Genomic DNA, 18,115 nt, shown 5'->3' on the forward strand with positions numbered 1-18,115 from the left:
ATGGGAGAAGCCGGAATGAACGCCAGGACGGTAGCGATCATCGGGGCAGGGCCGGTCGGTCTCGCTGCGGCCGCGCATGTGCTCGAACGCGGCATGTCTCCGATCGTGCTCGAGGCCGGACCCGAAGCCGCACACGCAGTCCGCCGGTGGCAGCACGTCCAGCTCTTCTCGCCGTGGCAATACAATGTCGATAAGGCGGCGGCGCGCCTGCTTGCGCCGACGGGGTGGAATTCGCCGGATCCTCAGTCGTATCCGACCGGCGGCGAACTGATCGATGGATATCTCAATCCGCTCGCAACACGCACCCCGCTCCGCGAGGCGATCCGGACATCCAGCCGCGTCACGGGCATCAGCCGGGCGGGCTTCGACAAGGTCAAGACAAAGGGACGGGCACAGGCGCCCTTCGAAATCCGCTATCAGAACGGCAAAGGCCCCGAGGTGTTGCGCGCGGATGCCGTCATCGACGTTTCAGGCACGTGGTTCTCACCCAATCCCGCCGGGAGCAACGGCTTGCCCGCGATCGGTGAGCGCGAGCGCGCGGACCGCATCGCCTATGGCATGCCGGATGTGCGCGGCGCCGATCGCGCCAGGTATGCCGGCAAGACTGTTGCCGTGCTCGGTGCCGGCCATTCCGCGGTGGGCACGCTGATCGATCTCGTGCAGTTCGCAGGCGAGGTGCACGGCACGGAAGCGATCTGGCTGCTGCGCGGCGCCGATCCGGCAAAGGCTTTTGGCGGCGGCAGCAATGACAAGCTGGCGGCACGCGGCGAACTGGGCTCCACCTTCGCCGCGCTCGTGGCGGCCGGGAAAATCAAGGTCGAGACCGGATTTGGCGTCACGCATCTGTCGGACTCGGAAGGTCGTCTCAAGATTTCCGCGGGTGGCTGCTGCGGTGCGCGGAGCGTGGTCGCGGACGAGCTGGTCGTCTCGACCGGTTTTCGTCCCGATCTGTCGTTCCTGTCCGAGCTGCGGCTGCGGCTCGATCCAGCCATCGAGGCGCCCGCCGCGCTCGCGCCGCTGATCGATCCCAACGAGCATAGCTGCGGCACGGTCCGTCCTCATGGTGCGCGAGAGCTCGCGCATGACGAGCCGGGCTTCTATCTGGCCGGCATGAAATCCTACGGCCGTGCCCCGACCTTCCTGATGATGACCGGCTACGAGCAGGTCCGCTCGATCGCCGCCGACATCGCCGGCGACAAGGAGGCCGCGGCTCGCGTCGAACTCGTGCTGCCTGAGACCGGCGTCTGCACGCGCGGCGGCGTCGAGACAGGGGCCGCGGCAGGATGCTGCGGCGGCCCGGCACAGGAGGAGACGTCCGCCTGCTGCGCCGCTGATGAAACGGCCAGGACGGCAGGCGCTGCGGGGTGCGGTTGCTCATGAAGCAGGTCGCCGCGGGCCAGGCTGCAGGTCCGCTCACTGTCGTCGTCGCGCTCGGCACCGCACAGACCGTTGCGTGGGCGTCGAGCTACTATCTCCCTGCCATCCTGGCCGCGCCGATCGCGCGCGATCTCGGCCTTGCACCGACTTATGTGTTCGGGGCGCTGTCGGGCGCGCTCGTGATCTCCGGTCTGCTCGGCCCGCGCGTCGGGCACGCCATCGATACGTTCGGCGGGCGCAGTCTGCTTGCGATCTCGAACCTCGTCTTCGTGGCGGGCTTGCTCTTGCTGTCCGTGGCCCATGGCGTGGCTGTGTTGATTGCAGCCTGGGTGCTGCTCGGGATCGGCATGGGCATGGGCCTCTATGAGGCGGCCTTCGCGACGCTCGCTCGGATCTACGGCACCAATGCGCGACGAACCATCACCGGCATCACCTTGATCGCCGGTTTCGCCAGCACGCTCGGCTGGCCGCTCACGACGTGGCTCGCTTCGGAGTACGGCTGGCGTGTCGCCTGCCAGGTATGGGCGGCGATCCATATCGCCCTCGCGTTGCCGCTCAATCTCTCCCTGCCGCGCGCCGTCCCATTGGACCAGATGCCACAACCAAATGTGCGAGGGAGCCAACCCGCCGGACGCCAGAGCGAGACATTCGCGATGGTGCTGCTGGCCTACATGTTTGCGGCAGCAAGCTTCGTCAGCTCCGGAATCTCGGCCATTCTGCCGACCATGCTGGTTGCGTTCGGCACGACTCCGGCGCAGGCCCTGCTCGCGGGCGGGCTGGTTGGTCCTGCGCAGGTCGGCGCCCGTCTTCTGGAAGCTGGATGGCTCGCCCGATTTCATCCACTGCTCTCGGCGAGACTGGCCATGTTGATGAATCCCATCGGCGTCGTTGCGCTGGTTGCGGGCGGCCCTTTGCTCGCGACGACTTTCACCGTGCTGTACGGAGCGGGCAACGGCATCATCACCATTGCCCGCGGAACGCTTCCCCTGGCGCTGTTCGGGCCGGCCGGCTTTGGCAGGCGTGTCGGTATGATCTCGCTGCCTTCGAGGGTAACGGGTGCCGCTGCACCGCTCGCGCTGGGGCTGATGGTGGAACACATCGGCAGCAATGCGCTGTGGATCAGCGCGCTGGTTTCGCTCTCGGCCTTCCTGGCGCTCTTGCTGCTCCGTGCGGAGCAGGCAACATCAACGCCGCTTCAGGCGGGAGGACAACATTCGTAGTCTGAGCGGCCGGTCCCTGATTGCGGTGATGTGCATCGGCCAGGTCGGCAATCTGCTGCCGCATGTGACCTTGTCTGCAAACCTTGCGCAGCACCTGATGCCGGCGTGGGGGCTCTCGGCCGCCGAAGGCGGTTTGATGGCGAGCGGTTATGCATTCGGCTACATGCTCGCGGTGCCCGTGCTGACGACGTTGACCGACAGGATCGATGCGCGGCTCGTGCTGCTCTGCGGCTCGATCCTGAGCGGGCTGGCGACCGCAGCGTTCGGCATCTTCGCGCAAGGGTTCTGGTCGGGAACCGCGACCTGGTCGCTCGCGGGGCTTGGGTTTGCCGGCGCCTACATGCCGGGCCTGAAGGCGCTGACGGACCGGCTTCCCGCCGGGGACACCTCGCGGGCCGTCACGCTGTACACGTCGAGTTTCTCGGTTGGCGTCGGCCTTTCGTTCCTGGTGGCGCAATTGATCGCGGACCGCTGGGGCTGGCGGACCGCCTTCCTCGTCACCGGCTTCGGTCCGATCGCAATGGTCATTGCGTGCCTCCTGATCGACGCGCGGCGCCCTGCGCCGAAGGCCGGGCGCCTGTTGAACTTCGCACCGGTCTTCGCCAACCGCGAAGCGCTCGGCTACATCCTCGGCTACGGCGCGCATTGTTTCGAGCTCTACGGCATCCGCACCTGGCTGGTCGGGTTCTGGACCTTCGTCGTCACGCACCAGGGCGCACCGTCGTGGCTGAGTCCCGTCGTGCTGAGCTTCTGCTTTGCGGTGATCTCGATGCCCGCGAGCGTTCTCGGCAACGAGGCCGCACTGAAATTCGGCCGGCATCGCGCCATCACGGTCGTGATGATCGCGTCGGCCTGCGTTGCGCTGGTCATCGGGCTCAGCGCGACGGCGCCGGCATGGCTGCTTGCCCTGCTGCTGCTCGTCTACGGCCTGACGGTGCCGGCCGATTCAGGAGCGTTGACGGCCGGCATGTCGGCCGCGGCCGTGTCCGAGCATCGTGGCGCGACGCTGGCCTTGCACTCGACGGTCGGCTTCGGCCTGTCGGCGCTTGGAGCCTGGGGAACCGGCGCCGCGCTCGACGCGGCTGGCGGCCCGCAGAGCGCGAACGGCTGGCTGCTGGCCTTCGTCGTCCTCGCCGCCGGAATTGCAGTGGGTCCGTTCGCGCTGCTCTGGGCACGGAGAACTCGAACCCCCTACGCCTGAGCAAGCTCTATTCGTGCCTCCAAACCTTTACGGCCGAGATGACCAAGATTGCGACCAATCCCGGCAGGAGAATCGAATTCGGGACGATGCCGAGAAGCAAGCCGCCGATGAATGTGCCGACGATGGATCCGATTGCCATCGCGAGCATGAACGGCCAGTTGGTGCGGAGCACTGAAAAGCTCTGATCACGACTATAGCGCGCAAATCCCACCAGCATCGTCGGAAGGCTCACCGCGAGTGAGAGGCTGCCCGCGAGCTTCACGTCTGCGCCGAACAGCAGGATCAGCGTGGGGATCAGAAACTCTCCTCCAGCAACGCCGAGCAGCGACGCCACGATGCCGATAGCAAAGCCTGCTGCGACGCCCGCGACAGTCAGGCTCGCGCCCGTCAGCGCGGGTGCGGTTACTGCCGCATTGTGCGCGAGCAGAAGCACGCCGGCGATCAGGAGCAACAAGACGGCGATGATCTTGTAGAGCGTTCCGGACTTGAGGCGCGTCGCCCAGGATGCCCCGGCGTAGGCGCCGACAAGGCTGCCAGCCAGCAGGTTCAGCATGATCGGCCAATGGGCAAAGATCTCCGCGAACGGAACGGCGCGCGCGCGAAATGGCAGTGCACTCGCCACCACGATCAGGCTCGTCGCCTTGTTGAGAACCACGGCCTCAAGGCCGCGAAATCCGAACAAGCTGATGAGTAGTGGCAGCCGAAATTCTGCGCCACCGAGGCCGATGAGGCCGCCCAGAGTACCTATGATTGCGCCCGAACCGAACGCGGCAGGATTGTTCCGCATGGACACGACGGAAAGATGCGCGAATGCGCAAAACCAAACTTGCCCGTAATCCGTCGTGGCGGGGAGCTTCACACCTGCTTACGGCAGGGCGTGGGGCTGATGGAAAGCTTAGGCCGGAATTTCGTCAGATGCAAACCTGCGCTCGTTGGGTTTTGGCAATGGTTGTCGCAGAGGCGCCTTGACGTGACGCAATACTCCTACCGTCGCAGGATCGACGCGCGGCAGCGTGGCCGCAGTCTCCGGGTTTGCTGGCGCGCTGGCTGCGACATGAAAAAACCCGCGGCGGATTTCTCCGCGCGGGTGCGACGAACTTTCGACGGTGCCACTATGCTCCTGTTTTGCCCGACGAGTCAAAGCCGCGCATGCGGCCGCGACGGCTTCCTCGTCGCCCTTCACACGAGCTATGCGCATCTGAGGGACGGGGCAGACCTTTGATCCAGATCAAGAGACAGGGTCCATCGGCACCAAGTGTGAGCTGTGGCCGATGCCAGGAGTTCGAGATGCCGCGTCAGCGTTTGCGCCAGAGTCACCTCACGGAACCGGAGATTCGTGCTCTTGAAGCCGCCGAACGCGGCGAGTTGTATCAAACAACCGGCAGGCAGGGCGCGCTGATTTGCGCAACTGTCGGCTCCCGGGCTTTGCACAACGTGCGTCGCAGCGGCTTCATCGAGAAGGGCGTCGTGTGTGACGGCAAACACGTGATGGAGCTAACGGCGCGCGGCAGAGAAGAATTGAACATCGCCCGGAGTGACAGGCCCTGCGCACCACCATCGAGGATCGGAAGCAGCAGGCGGCCTGGCGCCAATCGGGGCGTCGCGCAGCGCGCGGACCGGACCGCGCGAAGGCGGCCCTCACTCCAGGGCGGGGATCAGACGTGAAAACACCCGCGGCGGATTTCTCCGCGCGGGTATGACCTACTTTTCAATGAAGCCAGTATGCTCCTGTTTTGCCCGACGGGTCAAAGCCGCGCGGGCGCCGAGCGGTCGTTGATGGCGTAATAGGCGATCTCGTTGCGGGTGTAGAACGAGACCGAGGTGTAGGCCTGGCTCACCGGCACGGTGAGCTTGATCGGTCCGCTTGTGAGGTCGTAGCGGCAGATCGCGATCGCGAAGGCCCGGTCCATGAACGGGATGGCCCGGCATCGATTGGCGTACCTGGCAATTCCGCTGGCGCTTTCCGCCGCTGCCAGGACCGATCCCGAAATCTAGAGACATTTGCGAGACCAGCGAGCGGCTCGATCGCTCCTCCCTTCCGCAAACCAAGGAACACGCCATGCAAACGTCTCCGCTTTCCCGTCGATCCGCGATCTTTCTGCTGATGGCGACCCTGAACGTCGGTCTGATTCCGATGGCTCACGGCGAGGCGCCGGCGCCCGATGCGATCGTCGGGACGTGGGAGGCGGACGACGGCACCGTGAAGCTCGACATGTTCAAGACCGGAACGGAATTCCAGGCACGCATGCTCTACGGCAACGAGATCGTGGAAGCAGACAACGTCACCTTCAAGAAGGACGCCAGGAACCCCGACCCGGCGCTGCGCTCGCGATCGCTGAAGAACATCGTCTTCATCACGGGCTTGCGCTGGGAGGACGGCGAGTGGAGCGGCGGCTCGATCTACGACGCCTCGTCCGGGCGCACCTACAATTGCAAGGCCTCCGTCAAGGACGGCAAGATGCATCTGCGGGGCTATCTCGGCTTGCCAGCAATGGGCCAAACCCGCTCGTTCCACCGCGCCCGCGGATGAGCGGATCTCCGTCAATCCGCAGCCATCCTGCCAAAGCGCGGCCCCGGTGCCGCGTTTTGTCTTTACAGAACAGCCGCCTGGACCCGTCGTCAGGATTGGCGCGATGTGCAAGTCTAGTGGCGCGTTCGGTTAGTCAATTCGGTCCACGGAGGCAGCAGAACAAGGATCAGAGCAAAGAGAGGTTGAGATGTTCGACAGGTCGAAAAGAACAGCGCTCGTCACCGGAGCTTCCTCCGGCATGGGCAAGGAAATCGCGAGGCGCCTGATCACGGACGGCTTCCAGGTCTTTGTCGCCGCGCGCCACGTCGACAGGATGGACGATCTCGTCAAGCTCGGGGCGAGATCCTTGCGCATGGACATCTCGAACGAGGCCGAGATCGAGGCCACGGTCGAGACCATCCTCGGCGAAGTGGACGGTATCGACGTGCTCGTCAACAACGCCGGCTTCGGTCTCTATGGCCCCGTCGAGGACGTCAGCATCGACGAAGCGCGATACCAGTTCGATGTCAACCTGTTCGGCGCCGCCAGGCTGACACAGCTGCTGCTGCCGAAGATGCGGGAGAAGCGCGCCGGCACGATCATCAACATCACTTCGATGGGCGGCAAGATCTACACGCTCCTGGGGGCGTGGTATCACGCAACCAAACATGCGCTCGAAGGCTGGTCCGATTGCCTGCGACTTGAACTCGCCCCGTTCGGCATCAAGGTCGTGGTCGTCGAGCCGGGCTTGATCGAGACGGGATTTGGCGATGTGGTCGCCAATGGCCTGCTCAAGCGATCGGGGACAGGTCCTTATGCCAGGCTCACGCAGATGGTCGCGAAATCGACCCGCCAAGCCTATGGACAGGGACGCGGCACCAATCCAAGCGTCATCGCCGACGTCGTGTCCCGGGTCGTGAAAGCGTCGAAGCCGCGGACGCGCTACGTCGCCGGCAAATATGCTTTACCCATGATCAAGATTCGCGAATGGTTCGGCGACCGCATGTTCGACCGCGTGATCATGAGCCAGATGCGTTAGGATCAGCCATGAGCGGAGCAGCGGCAGACAGGTGCAAGGTCCCCCGAGCCTTTTGGCTGGCTCTCGGGCATCTCGGGGTGCCGCCGGCGGCGCTGTTGCGGCAGGCGAAGTTGCCCCTGACGCTGCACTTGAACGAACAGGGACAGGTCACGACGGCGCAGTACTTCGCCCTCTGGAAAGCGCTCGAGGAGCTGAAGCCGGAGCCGGGCCTTGGCCTCGCGATGGTTCAGAGCGCCGATACGGCCGTGCATCCACCGTCGAGCCTGGCTGCGTTCTATGCGCGCGATTATCGTGACGGTTTGCTCCGCATCGCGCGTTTCAAGCGGCTTTGTTCGCCCGAGCAGGTCGAGATCAAAGAAGGCAAGGACGAATGCAGGATCACGGTGGAATGGCCCTACGCAACCGGTCCCGAGCCTGCGATTTCGACGGACGTGACCTTTGCGTCCCTTGTGGAACTGGGGCGCCGCGGCACCGGGCAGCGTCTGATCCCGAAGCGTGTCGAGCTTGTTCGTCCTCGCCCCAAGGGCGACGTCTATCAGAACTACTTTGAGTGTCCGATTCGCTACGGCGCCGAACGGAGCCGTCTCGTCCTGAACTCCGGTGATCTGGATCGCCCGTTTCCCGGCCATAATCAGGAACTCCTCGAAATTCTGACGCCGGCACTGGCCTCTGCCCTCGGCGAGCTTCAGGCGCGCAGCTCGATCAGGGAGCAGGTCAAGGTCGTGCTCAAGAGGAGTCTTGCGAGCGGACGGCCGGAACTGTTCGACGTGGCGCGCGATCTCGGAGTGAGCGAGCGGACGCTTCAACGCCGCATCACCGGAGAAGGCACGAGCTTCCGCGAGCTTCTCGTCGAGGCTCGGCAGGAGCTCGGGCGGCAGCTCCTGTCGGATCCGACGGCCGACATCGACGAGGTCGCGTGCCTGCTGGGTTACCAGGATGCGAGCTCCTTTTACCGCGCTTTCCGATATTGGGAAGGCGTGACGCCGAGCCGATGGCGCGAGCTGCACGGCAACAAGATTCACTGACGGTCCGGACCACGGAATCCGGTTCGCTTCTGTGCCGTCCTTGGCGCCTGCGGCAACTTCGTTGGCGCACCTTGCTACTGCCGATCGCAAACGACGGCGATACGACAGGCAGGCAAGACCTGAAGCATGATCCGGAAAAGTGCGCAGCGGTTTTCCGAAAAGATCATGCTCAAACAACAACCTGAAGCGCGATGACGATTCATCCAAATCTCATCGCGCTTTAGTCAACTCACCGAGGAATATTGCATGTCTGGTAAAGTCTGGTTCATCACCGGGGCATCCCGCGGCTTCGGCCGCGTCTGGACCGAGGCGGCCCTCAAGCGCGGCGACAGAGTGGCAGCCACCGCTCGCGTTCTGGCGGACATGGTCGACCTTGTAGAAGGTTACGGCGACGCGATACTGCCGATTGTGTTGGACGTGACCAATGCCCGGGCGGTGCAGAATGCCGTAACCAGGGCCCACGCCCATTTCGGAAGACTCGACGTCGTCCTCAACAACGCGGGCTATGCGCTGGTCGGGGCGATCGAAGAGGCGCTCGAGGCCGATGTCCGCGCGGAGTTCGATACGAATTTTTTCGGCACGCTCCGCGTCATCCAGGCCGCGCTTCCGTTGCTGCGGCGGCAGCGGAGCGGTCATATCATCGGCGTGTCGAGTGTCGCGGGCGTCGTCGCCGGTCCGATCACCGGATTCTACAACGCGTCGAAATTTGCGGTCGAAGCGCTTCATGAAAGCCTGGCGCAGGAGGTCAAGGACTTCGGGGTGAAGGTCACGCTGCTCGAGCCGGGCGCCTACGCGACGGGGTTTGCCAGCATGGCCTCTCTCAGGATCTCGCCCGTCATCAGCGCCTACAGCAACACGCGGGCGGAGGTGTTTGCGGCGGGCGCCAGGCTCGCATTTGGCGAACCGGAAGCGACGGCAGATGCGATCCTGAGGATCGTCGACGCCGAGAACCCGCCATTGCGGTTCTTTGTCGGCACGGAAGGGTTGCCGCGCGCCCGCGCCGCTTATGCCGATCGTCTCGCGACGTGGGAAGCGTGGGAGGCCGTGTCGAACGCCGCTCAAGGCGAGTCGAGGCAACACAACATCGCGTCGTAAGCCGCGCGGCCGTTGTCCCTGAAACGCGTCCGTTCCCTCGAGGCGAACGGAAAGAGGATCGTGATGAACGCCACAGCAATTGCGGACTTTTTCCATTTCTTCCGTTCGTACGTGTCCAATCCCTGGCAGGTCTCCGCGATTGCGCCATCAGGACAGTCGCTGGCGCGTCTGATGACGCAGGAGATCGTGCCGGGAGCCGGGCCGGTGATCGAGCTGGGACCGGGCACCGGTATCTTCACCAAGGCGTTGCTCCGGCGCGGCTTAGCAGAGCGCGATCTGTTGCTGGTCGAATACGGTTCGGACTTCGTCCGCCTTTTGCAGGAGCGATTTCCAAAAGCGCGCGTGCTCTGGATGGATGCACGCCAGCTCTCGCAATACGAGCCGTTCATGGCGCCGGCCTCTGCCGTCGTCAGCGGCCTGCCATTGCTGTCGATGTCGCCGCGCAAGGTGATCGCGATCCTGACCGGAGCGTTCCGTCACATGAAGGAGGGCGGCACGCTCTACCAGTTCACCTACGGACCGCGCTGCCCCGTGCCCCGGCCAATCCTTGACCGGCTCGGGTTGAAGGCGAGCCTGGTCGGACGAACGGGGCTCAACATTCCCCCGGCGTCGGTCTACCGCATCCGGCGGCGTCCGAGGCTGCGCGTCGTTCGCGATGACGACGACATCAGGATGGGGTGATCTTCACGGGCGGGAGCGATCGTCGCGTCGGCGAAACCGTCGATCACGACAGTCTGTGCTCCGAAATGAAAACACCCGCGACGGATTGCTTCCGCGCGGGTGAACTTTCGACGTTGCCAGTATGCTCCTGTTTTGCCCGACGAGTCAAAGCCGCGCGTGCGGCGCGGCAGCCTCCAATCGCCACTTAAAGAGCTCAATGATTTCAATGCCCCCGCTACTGTGCATGGGGTTGTTTTCGCGCTTTTTGTTGAGAGCTCGCCGAAAAGGTTCGCTTCAGCGCCGTCCGCGCGGCGCTTCGGCCTTGGCGGGCTGCTCGGTCTGCGGGCCGCAGGTGGCCGCGGCGAGCGTCGTCTGGGCCTGCGGCATCAGGCCGGGCTCGGCGGCGAGGGCCTTCATCACGATCAGGCCGGTGGTCGCAGGGGAATCGATGATCAGGCGGTCGGCCGCGGTGACCTCTTCGTCCTCGGGCAGCTCGTTGTGCTGCGCTTCCGTCATCAGGTCGAGCTCGATCACCTTCTTGCCGGCGGAGCGGTCGTTGATGGCGTAATAGGCGATCTCGTTGCGGGTGTAGAACGACACCGACGTGTAGGCCTGGCTCACCGGCACGGTGAGCTTGATCGGCCCGCTCGTGAGGTCGTAGCGGCAGATCGCGATCGCGAACGCCGGGTCCATGAACGGCATCGGCGAGGTGTTGGGATCGGCGAGGGGAAGCTGCGTCACGCCATTGAGCTTGGTCATCGGCGTCAGCCGTGAATAGGCGTCCTGCGTCGCGATCCGCGGCAGCGCCAGCACGCTGACGAGATGGACCACGAGGCCCAGCACCACGCCGGCAACGATGGTGAACGCCAGGCGGATCATGAGCAGCCCACCGTGCTGATCGTGGGCATCGGCGCATCGCGCTGGGTGCGCGTCGCAACGCCGACGGGGGTGTCGTAGAGGCGCAGCATCAGGGCGTAGCGCTCGATGCCGCCGGTCGGCAGCCAGTTGCCGGCGCGCGAGCGCGAGGCGATGCGGATCTCGAACGTGCCGTCCGACTGCCGCACGATCTCCTGGCTGGTGAAGCCGTAGCGCTGCAGCGAATTGGCCACGAGGTGGCCCTTGCGGTCGTAGAGCGTCAGCGTCCAGAACCGCGCCGGCGGGGTCACGCCGGAGACGACCACGTCGCAGCGGCCGTCGAGCGCCTTCTTCTTGTCGTCGGCGGTGGCGGTGAAGGCGACGCCGTCGCCGGTGCCGATCGGCAGCTCGCCGTTGCGCACGATGGTGGCGCGCGAATAGGGATCGACGTCGGCGGTGCCGGTGCGGGGACGTGCGGTCCAGGCGCCGATGGTCAGCGCGCCGATCTCGGTGCCGCGCGTCGTCGTCATCCATGTCGCGCCGACGCCGACCACGGTCGCGAGCAGAAGGGTCGTCAATGTGATCAGGATCAGCCGCACGGGATCTTGTCAGTTCTTGCTTGTCAGTTCTTGCGCGGGACGGAGTTCACGTTCTCCTCCGCATAATTCTGCGGGAAGGCGAGCGCGCTCGTTGCCGACGCGGGCTTCGTCTGCTTGCTGTCGTCGGCCGACGACTTGTTCGCGGTCTTGGCCGCGTCGTCGAGCAGCTTCTCGACGCGCACCAGGATGTCGGCGCCGCGCTTGGTCAGCACGGGCGGCGGGCCGGGCTTGGTCTCCAGCACCTTCGGCGCGGCGCTGGCCTGAGCGTTCGCGTCCTTCGGCTGCGGCGGCAGCTTCTGGCCCATGCCGATGCCGGGAATCTCACGCACCTCGACGCCCTGATGCGCGGCGACCATGATGTCGTGCCAGGTCTGCGCCGGCAGCGAGCCGCCGGTCATGCGGTTGGTCGGCGAATAGTCGTCATTGCCGTACCACACCGCGCAGGTGAAGTTGCCGGTGTAGCCGACGAACCATGCGTCGCGATAGGCGTTGGTCGTGCCGGTCTTGCCCGCGGTCGGAATGCCGTCGAGCGCGGCGCGGCGCGCGGTGCCTTCGCTGACGACGTGGCTCATCATGCCCGCCATGTCGGCGGCGATGTTCGGCGGAATCGCCTGCTTCGGCTTCGGACCGTCGCGGTCCCAGCGCCAGACCAGATCGCCCGCGCCGGTGCGCACTTCGAGCACCGAATGCGGCGTCACCGACTTGCCGCGGTTGGGGAAGGTCGCGTACGCCACGGCGTGCTCGAGCACGGTGACTTCGTCCGAGCCGATCGGCAGCGACGGCGTGTCGGGCAGCGGCGCCTTGAGGCCGAAGCGGCGCGCGACCTCGACGATCTTGGCGCGGCCGATCTTGGCCGGGTTCGGCGCCTTCGGCTGCTCCTTCTGGCCGATCGCGATCGACAGCTTGACGGGCACGACGTTGATCGAACGCGTGATCGCCTGCGTCAGCGTCACCGAGCCGGAATAGGAATGGCCATAGTTCTGCGGACACCAATTGCCGATGCAGACCGGCCCGTCCACCACGATCGAGTTCGGCGTGAAGCCGTTCAGCAGCGCCGTGGTGTAGACGTAAGGCTTGAACGACGAGCCGGGCTGGCGATAGGCGTCGGTGGCGCGGTTGAACTGGCTGGCGCCATAATCGCGGCCGCCGACCATGGCGCGGATGCCGCCGTCGAGATCGGAGACGACGGTCGCGGCCTGCGTCGCGTGATAATCGCGGCCGAACTGGCGGAGCTGGTTCTCGATCGCGTCTTCGGCGGCCTTCTGCACGTTGGTGTCGATCGCGAGGCGCACCACGAAGACGCGCTCGGTGTAGGACTTCGGGAAGGTGTCGACCAGCTTGCGCATCTCGTCAAAGGCATAGTCGAGATAGTAGTTCGGCGAAGCCTCGTCGCGGCGGTCGACGGCGAAGGCGGGGTTGCGGCGGGCGCCGAACACCTGGCCCTCGGTCATGAAGCCGGCATCGACGAGATTGTCGAGCACGACGTTGGCGCGGGCACGCGCCGCGGGCAGGTTGATGTGCGGCGCGTATTTGGTCGGCGCCTTGAACAGGCCGGCGAGCATCGCCGCTTCCGCCAGCGTCACGTCGCGCGCGGACTTGTTGAAATAGAAGTGCGCGGCGCCGTCGACGCCGAAGGTGCCGCCGCCCATATAGGCGCGGTCGAGATAGAGCTTCAGAATCTCGTTCTTGGTCAGGCGCCATTCCAGCCAGACCGCGAGGAAGGCCTCGTTGACCTTGCGCTCGATGGTGCGCTCGTTGCTCAGGAACAGGTTCTTCGCGAGCTGCTGCGTGATCGAGGAGCCGCCCTGGCGGACGCCGCCGGCTTGCGCGTTGGTGACGAGCGCGCGCGCGGTGCCGGCGATGTCGATGCCGAAATGTTCGTAGAAGCGGCGGTCTTCGGTCGCCAGCGTCGCCTTGATCAGCACGTCCGGAAAATCTTCCAGCGGGATCGAGTCGTTATGCTTGATGCCGCGGCTGCCGATCGGGTTGCCGTAGCGGTCGAGGAAGCTCACGGCGAGGTCGGACTTCTTCAGCCAGTCCTCGTCCGCGGTCTCGCGGAAGGCGGGGATGGCGAGCGTCAGCATCAGCACCAGGCCGCCGAGGCCGAGGGTCGCGGCCTCCGACAGCGGCTCGATGAACACCCAGCGCTTCCAGCGGCCGACATAGAACCGGTCCATGAAGGTCGAGTAGCGCTCGTAGAGCTCGCGAATGCCCTTGGCCGAGGAGAACAGCGAGGAGTCGATGCGCGCGTCGAGGTCCAGAAAGAAATTCCGGACACGGCTCTTCCAATTGGATGGTGTGTTCTGAACCACCTAGAACCCTTGCGGCTCGCTTCGACAGCGTTCAAGCACCCGGCCGGGGCGGCATCGGAACGTCTTGCGGGAATGTTGCGGCAAACCCAAGGCGCCCGGTTCGCGTCCGAGGGGACTTGCTGTTCCTTCTAGCCGAGCAGGGCCTATAAACCAATGGTCAGGCTCGGTATTTTGAACAACAGGCCTAATTGAACCCCGGTTCATTACGGGCCTCACGGGGGCGTTGCTTGCAGTGCAATGCCCGCGCGCCCTAGATGGGGTTAACCGTAGCTCTTTCGAACCTTGTTGAGACGCATGACCGCAGCTCCCAAACGACCTTCAGGCCAGGAAGGATTCTTCTGGAAAACCAAGACGTTGGAAGAGATGTCGGCGGCCGAATGGGAAAGCCTGTGCGACGGCTGCGGCCGCTGCTGCCTGAACAAGCTCGAGGACGAGGACACCGGCCAGATCTATTTCACCCATGTCGGCTGCAAGCTGCTCGATGCCGGAACATGCGCCTGCAAGGACTACCCGAATCGCTCCGACAAGGTTCCGGACTGCGTCCGCCTGACCCCGGCCAATGTCCGCACCCTGAACTGGCTGCCGCCGAGCTGCGGCTACAAGCTCGTCGCCGAGGGGCGCGACCTCTATTGGTGGCATCCGCTGGTCTCGGGCGATCCCAACACCGTTCATGAAGCCGGCGTCTCCGTGCGCGGCCGGGTCGAGGGCAGCGAGGAGGAGATCCCGGACGAGGATCTCGAGGACCACATCGTGCAGTGGCCGGCGGTGCTGCCGAAACGGGCACGCCTGAAGCGACGCCCGAAGGACTGATCCGCCGCGATTCTGTGGTCACGTCTTCGGGAGACGCCGGGGGTGGGATGCACCCATGCGCCGCGGTGCCTGCCTGGGAAGAACTTTGCTGTCTACATTGGCCTGCATAGAACGAATCCTTCGCGGCGTTGCGCCGCTCCACGGCTTCCGATCGAGATGAACAAGTTCGAACGGCAGGGCACTGCCGACGTCCAGGCGTTGCCTGACGATATCGCCGAAGAGCTGTCCCGACTTCCCGGCGAAGTCTTGAGCGTCGATGACGCCCCCTCGCTCGCACCGCCGGCGCCGCTGTCGCAGGACGAGGTGCGGACCATCGTCATCAGCCTGATGCTGACGATGTTCCTGGCCGCTCTCGACCAGACCATCGTCGCCACCGCGCTTCCCACCATCGGGCGCCAGTTCCAGGACGTCTCGAACCTGTCCTGGGTCATCACCGCCTATCTGCTCGCCTCGACCGCGGTCGCGCCGGTGTTCGGCACGCTCAGCGACATCTATGGCCGCAAGGCGATGATCACCACCTCGCTCAGCCTGTTCGTCGCGGGCTCGATCCTGTGCGCGATCGCGCCGAACATGCCGATGCTGATCCTCGCGCGCGGCCTGCAGGGCCTCGGCGGCGGCGGCATCATGCCGGTCGTGCAGACCGTGATCTCCGACGTGGTGAGCCCGCGCGAGCGTGGGCAGTACCAGGCCTATTTCTCGAGCGTCTGGATGGTCGGCGGCATCTTGGGCCCCGTCATCGGCGGCGTGTTCGCCGAGCATCTGCACTGGTCGATGATCTTCTGGATCAACCTGCCGCTCGCGGCCGCCGCGATCGCGCTGCTGCTGCCGAAGATGAAGAAGATCCCGGTGTTCCACCGCAAGCGCAAGGTCGACTGGCTCGGCGGCGTCTTGCTGATGGCCTCCGCCGTCGTCTTCATGCTGGTGCTGACCTGGGGCGGCACGCGCTATCCATGGCTGTCGCCGACCGTGCTGGCGATGATCGGCGCGGCCGTCGCGCTCGCGGTCACCTTCGTCTGGCACGCCCGCCGCGCCGACGAGCCGTTCCTGCCGCTGAAGCTGTTGACGGGCCGGGTCGCCCCGTTCGCGCTGACGGCCGGCGGCTGCGGCTTGGGTGCGATCACCGGCCTCACCGTGCAGCTCCCGCTCTATTACGAGACGGTCTATCACCTCAGCGCCAGCGAGGCGGGACTTGCGCTGATCCCGCTCGCGGCGGTCTCGACGGTGGGAGCCGCCGTGGCCGGCCGCACCATGGCCCGCGCCAAGCATTACAAGCGCGTCGCCATCGTCGGCACCTCCTGGGCCGCGTTCTGCGGTCTCGGCCTCACGCTGACGACCCTGCCGCTGTGGGGCCTCTTGACGCTGATGGCTGCGTTCGCGCTCGGCCTCGGCACGACGTTCCCGGTCTGCGTGGTCTCGCTGCAGAATTCGGTCGCGCGTCCCCAGGTCGGCACCATCACCGGCGCGATGAACTTCTTCCGCTCGCTGATGTCCTCGTTCACGGTCGCGGCCTTCGCGGCGATCCTGCTGATCGCGCTCGGCACCGACGTTCCGCTCGCCGGCGAGCATCACGTTGCCGGAGCGGTTTCAATTCCCGCCGACGACATGCGCCACGCCTTCCGCTACGTGTTCGGCGCCGCCACCGCGCTGATGACCACCGCCGCGCTCTGCCTGATCTTGATGGAGGAGCGGCCGCTGGCCGGTCCTACCGTCGCCAAGCACGTCGAGATGGCGGAGTAGGGCGCTAGCCGCCGCGGTCGGCGTAAGGATCCTCTGCGACGTTGCCTGGGGCCGCCTTTCGCGCCCTTGCCGCAAGATAGGCCTTGAGCTGCGCCAGCGCGTTGGCGGACCAGTCATGGACATCGGTGACGGCGACCCAGGCATCGACATAGTGCTCGGGCGCGTAGACATGGCCAAAGCCCATCGGCGTGTTGGTCGCGACCGCCATGTCGAGCGCCAGCTGCAGCATCGTGACGACGGGATACCACCGCAGCTCGGGTGACACGTCGGGGCCGCGCGGGGCCTTCATCCAGGCCGGAGCCTGATAGGCGTCGCGGTAGTCGAAGAACGTGATCGCGTCGCTGGCATATTGCAGATAGACGACGCGCATCGGCCCCCAGGGCGCATCCGCCGGGACCGTCGGTCCATTCTGGTTCATGAAGCGCACGAGGCGGCCGTCGCGGAATTCCGGCAGCCAGGCCGGCGAGCCCGGATTGCGGTTTGCGGTGATCGAGCGCCAGATGCGGCTTTCGAACGGCGCGCCGCTCCACAGCGCGCCTGCAATGGGATCGCCGATTATCTCGAACAGCTCCGCGGATTTTTCCGAGTTCATGGCGCCGAGGCTGAGCCCATGCAGGTACAGCTTCGGCCGCCGGTCCTTGGGCAGCGTCGTCCAGTAGCCGTAGATTTCGGCGAACAGCGCGCGCGCCGCTTCCGCGCCGTATTCGGGCTGAAACAGCAGCGACAGCGGGCTGTTGAGATAGGAGTACTGCATCGCGACGCTGGCGACGTCGCCATGGTGGAGATATTCGACCGTATCCATTGCGGACGGATCGATCCAGCCGGTGCCGGTCGGCGTGACGACGATGAGGGTCGAGCGCTCAAATCCGTGCTGCCGCTTGAGCTCGTCGAGCGCAAGCCGGGCGCGTGCCTGTGCCGTGTCGCGGCTTCCGAGGCCCACATAGACGCGGACGGGATTCTGCGCGGGCAGTCCCGTAAGGGCGCTGATCTCCGTCGCGGTCGGGCCTGCGGCAATGAACCGCCGCCCCATGCGCCCGAGCTCCTTCCACTTCACCAGCGACGCCGGGCTTCCCGTTCTTTCGGGCGCCGTCGGCTGCGGCCGTTCGGGCTCGAACAGAACATCGAGCTCGCGGAACGAGGAGTCGAGTGCGTTGAACGCCGTGCGGATCAGGACGTTGCTGGCGATCGACCAGAACAGCAGGCCTGCCACGAATACGCCGATGACGTTGGCGACCTTCCGCGGAATGACACGCCGCGTGCGCGTGGCGACGAAGCGCGCGGCGAGCACGAACAGCCGCGCCAGTACCAGCAGCACAATGAATGTGAGCAAGGCAATGGCACAGACCTTGAGCGGATGCGCGGTCTCGACCGGCGGCATCTTCATCACGGCGCGGATCGAGTTCTGCCATCCGGCGGCCCGCCACAGATAGACGATGACGACGATCAGGCAGCCGGCCGCAACCAGCGCATTCGCGCCGGATCGCAGCCGCGCCGACGGTTCGGGCAGTTCGAGATAGTGCCACAGCCAGCGCCACACATTGCCGGCGAGATAGCCGATCGCGAAACAGGCGCCGGCGATGGCGCCTTGCGTGAGATAGCTCCGCGGGATCAGCGTCGGCGTCAGCGACGCCGCGAAGAACAGGGCGCCGAGCATGAGGCCGACGCCGGACAGCGAC

15 protein-coding genes and 1 pseudogene are annotated in these 18,115 nt (G+C 65.4%); 10 read left to right on the forward strand and 6 right to left on the reverse strand.

Going from position 1 to position 18,115, the window contains the following annotated elements; translation table 11 throughout:
- The first annotated feature begins 15 nt into the window (after positions 1–15).
- From VGR99_RS16715 to VGR99_RS16725, 3 genes are read left to right on the forward strand one after another with little or no spacing between them, the layout of a single operon-like run.
- Positions 16–1,380 carry an NAD(P)-binding domain-containing protein gene (locus VGR99_RS16715; protein ID WP_326899705.1) on the forward strand — a complete coding sequence of 455 codons (1,365 nt, stop codon included), beginning with the start codon at positions 16–18 and terminating at the stop codon, positions 1,378–1,380.
- Complete coding sequence (locus VGR99_RS16720) at positions 1,377–2,597, forward strand: MFS transporter (RefSeq protein WP_326899706.1); 1,221 nt, start codon at positions 1,377–1,379, stop codon at positions 2,595–2,597. The genes VGR99_RS16715 and VGR99_RS16720 overlap by 4 nt, the downstream gene beginning before the upstream one ends.
- A 28-nt stretch (positions 2,598–2,625) precedes the next feature.
- Positions 2,626–3,798, forward strand: coding sequence for an MFS transporter (locus VGR99_RS16725; protein WP_326899707.1), 1,173 nt, complete (start codon positions 2,626–2,628; stop codon positions 3,796–3,798).
- 7 nt (positions 3,799–3,805) lie between these two features.
- Here the strand turns inward: VGR99_RS16725 and VGR99_RS16730 are convergent, their stop codons facing one another.
- Together VGR99_RS16730 and VGR99_RS16735 are read right to left on the reverse strand one after the other, a co-directional pair.
- Complete coding sequence (locus VGR99_RS16730; protein ID WP_326899782.1) at positions 3,806–4,585, reverse strand: sulfite exporter TauE/SafE family protein; 780 nt, start codon at positions 4,583–4,585, stop codon at positions 3,806–3,808.
- Between the two features lie 973 nt (positions 4,586–5,558).
- A pseudogene (locus tag VGR99_RS16735) lies at positions 5,559–5,717 on the reverse strand (DUF1254 domain-containing protein); the annotation flags it as partial.
- Between the two features lie 140 nt (positions 5,718–5,857).
- On the opposite strand from VGR99_RS16735, the gene VGR99_RS16740 reads away from it, so the two are divergent.
- The 5 genes from VGR99_RS16740 (at position 5,858) to VGR99_RS16760 (ending at position 10,147) form a co-directional block, all read left to right on the forward strand.
- On the forward strand, positions 5,858–6,328 hold the full coding sequence (locus VGR99_RS16740) for a DUF2147 domain-containing protein (protein WP_326899708.1): 471 nt from the start codon (positions 5,858–5,860) through the stop codon (positions 6,326–6,328).
- 187 nt (positions 6,329–6,515) lie between these two features.
- On the forward strand, positions 6,516–7,346 hold the full coding sequence (locus VGR99_RS16745) for an oxidoreductase (RefSeq protein WP_326899709.1): 831 nt from the start codon (positions 6,516–6,518) through the stop codon (positions 7,344–7,346).
- 8 nt (positions 7,347–7,354) lie between these two features.
- Positions 7,355–8,371, forward strand: a complete 1,017-nt coding sequence (locus VGR99_RS16750; RefSeq protein ID WP_326899712.1) for an AraC family transcriptional regulator — start codon at positions 7,355–7,357, stop codon at positions 8,369–8,371.
- A 246-nt stretch (positions 8,372–8,617) separates the two neighbouring features.
- A complete protein-coding gene (locus VGR99_RS16755; protein WP_326899714.1) occupies positions 8,618–9,466 on the forward strand; it encodes an SDR family NAD(P)-dependent oxidoreductase in 849 nt (282 codons plus the stop codon).
- A gap of 63 nt (positions 9,467–9,529) precedes the next feature.
- Entirely contained in the window at positions 9,530–10,147 is a 618-nt protein-coding gene (locus VGR99_RS16760; protein ID WP_326899715.1) for a class I SAM-dependent methyltransferase, read from the forward strand.
- Between the two features lie 273 nt (positions 10,148–10,420).
- Here the strand turns inward: VGR99_RS16760 and VGR99_RS16765 are convergent, their stop codons facing one another.
- The 3 genes from VGR99_RS16765 to VGR99_RS16775 are packed head-to-tail and all read right to left on the reverse strand — an operon-like array spanning position 10,421 to position 13,892.
- The gene (locus tag VGR99_RS16765; protein ID WP_326899716.1) at positions 10,421–11,005 is read right to left on the reverse strand and encodes a DUF1254 domain-containing protein; all 585 of its coding nucleotides are present in this window, start codon (positions 11,003–11,005) and stop codon (positions 10,421–10,423) included.
- On the reverse strand, positions 11,002–11,580 hold the full coding sequence (locus tag VGR99_RS16770) for a DUF1214 domain-containing protein (protein WP_326899717.1): 579 nt from the start codon (positions 11,578–11,580) through the stop codon (positions 11,002–11,004). Before VGR99_RS16770 ends, VGR99_RS16765 begins: the two co-directional genes overlap by 4 nt.
- A 23-nt stretch (positions 11,581–11,603) precedes the next feature.
- Entirely contained in the window at positions 11,604–13,892 is a 2,289-nt protein-coding gene (locus VGR99_RS16775; protein ID WP_326899718.1) for a PBP1A family penicillin-binding protein, read from the reverse strand.
- A 294-nt stretch (positions 13,893–14,186) separates the two neighbouring features.
- Between VGR99_RS16775 and VGR99_RS16780 the strand changes: the two genes are divergently transcribed.
- Positions 14,187–14,702 (forward strand): YcgN family cysteine cluster protein, encoded by a 516-nt coding sequence (locus tag VGR99_RS16780; protein WP_326899720.1) that lies wholly within the window; start codon positions 14,187–14,189, stop codon positions 14,700–14,702.
- A 156-nt stretch (positions 14,703–14,858) separates the two neighbouring features.
- The gene (locus VGR99_RS16785) at positions 14,859–16,439 is read left to right on the forward strand and encodes an MDR family MFS transporter (protein WP_326899722.1); all 1,581 of its coding nucleotides are present in this window, start codon (positions 14,859–14,861) and stop codon (positions 16,437–16,439) included.
- Between the two features lie 4 nt (positions 16,440–16,443).
- Here VGR99_RS16785 and VGR99_RS16790 read toward each other — a convergent pair whose 3' ends face one another.
- Entirely contained in the window at positions 16,444–18,093 is a 1,650-nt protein-coding gene (locus VGR99_RS16790) for an alpha/beta hydrolase (protein ID WP_326899783.1), read from the reverse strand.
- Positions 18,094–18,115: the final 22 nt, after the last annotated feature.

The sequence above is a fragment of the Bradyrhizobium sp. genome, assembly GCF_035935975.1.
Classification (GTDB): domain Bacteria; phylum Pseudomonadota; class Alphaproteobacteria; order Rhizobiales; family Xanthobacteraceae; genus Bradyrhizobium.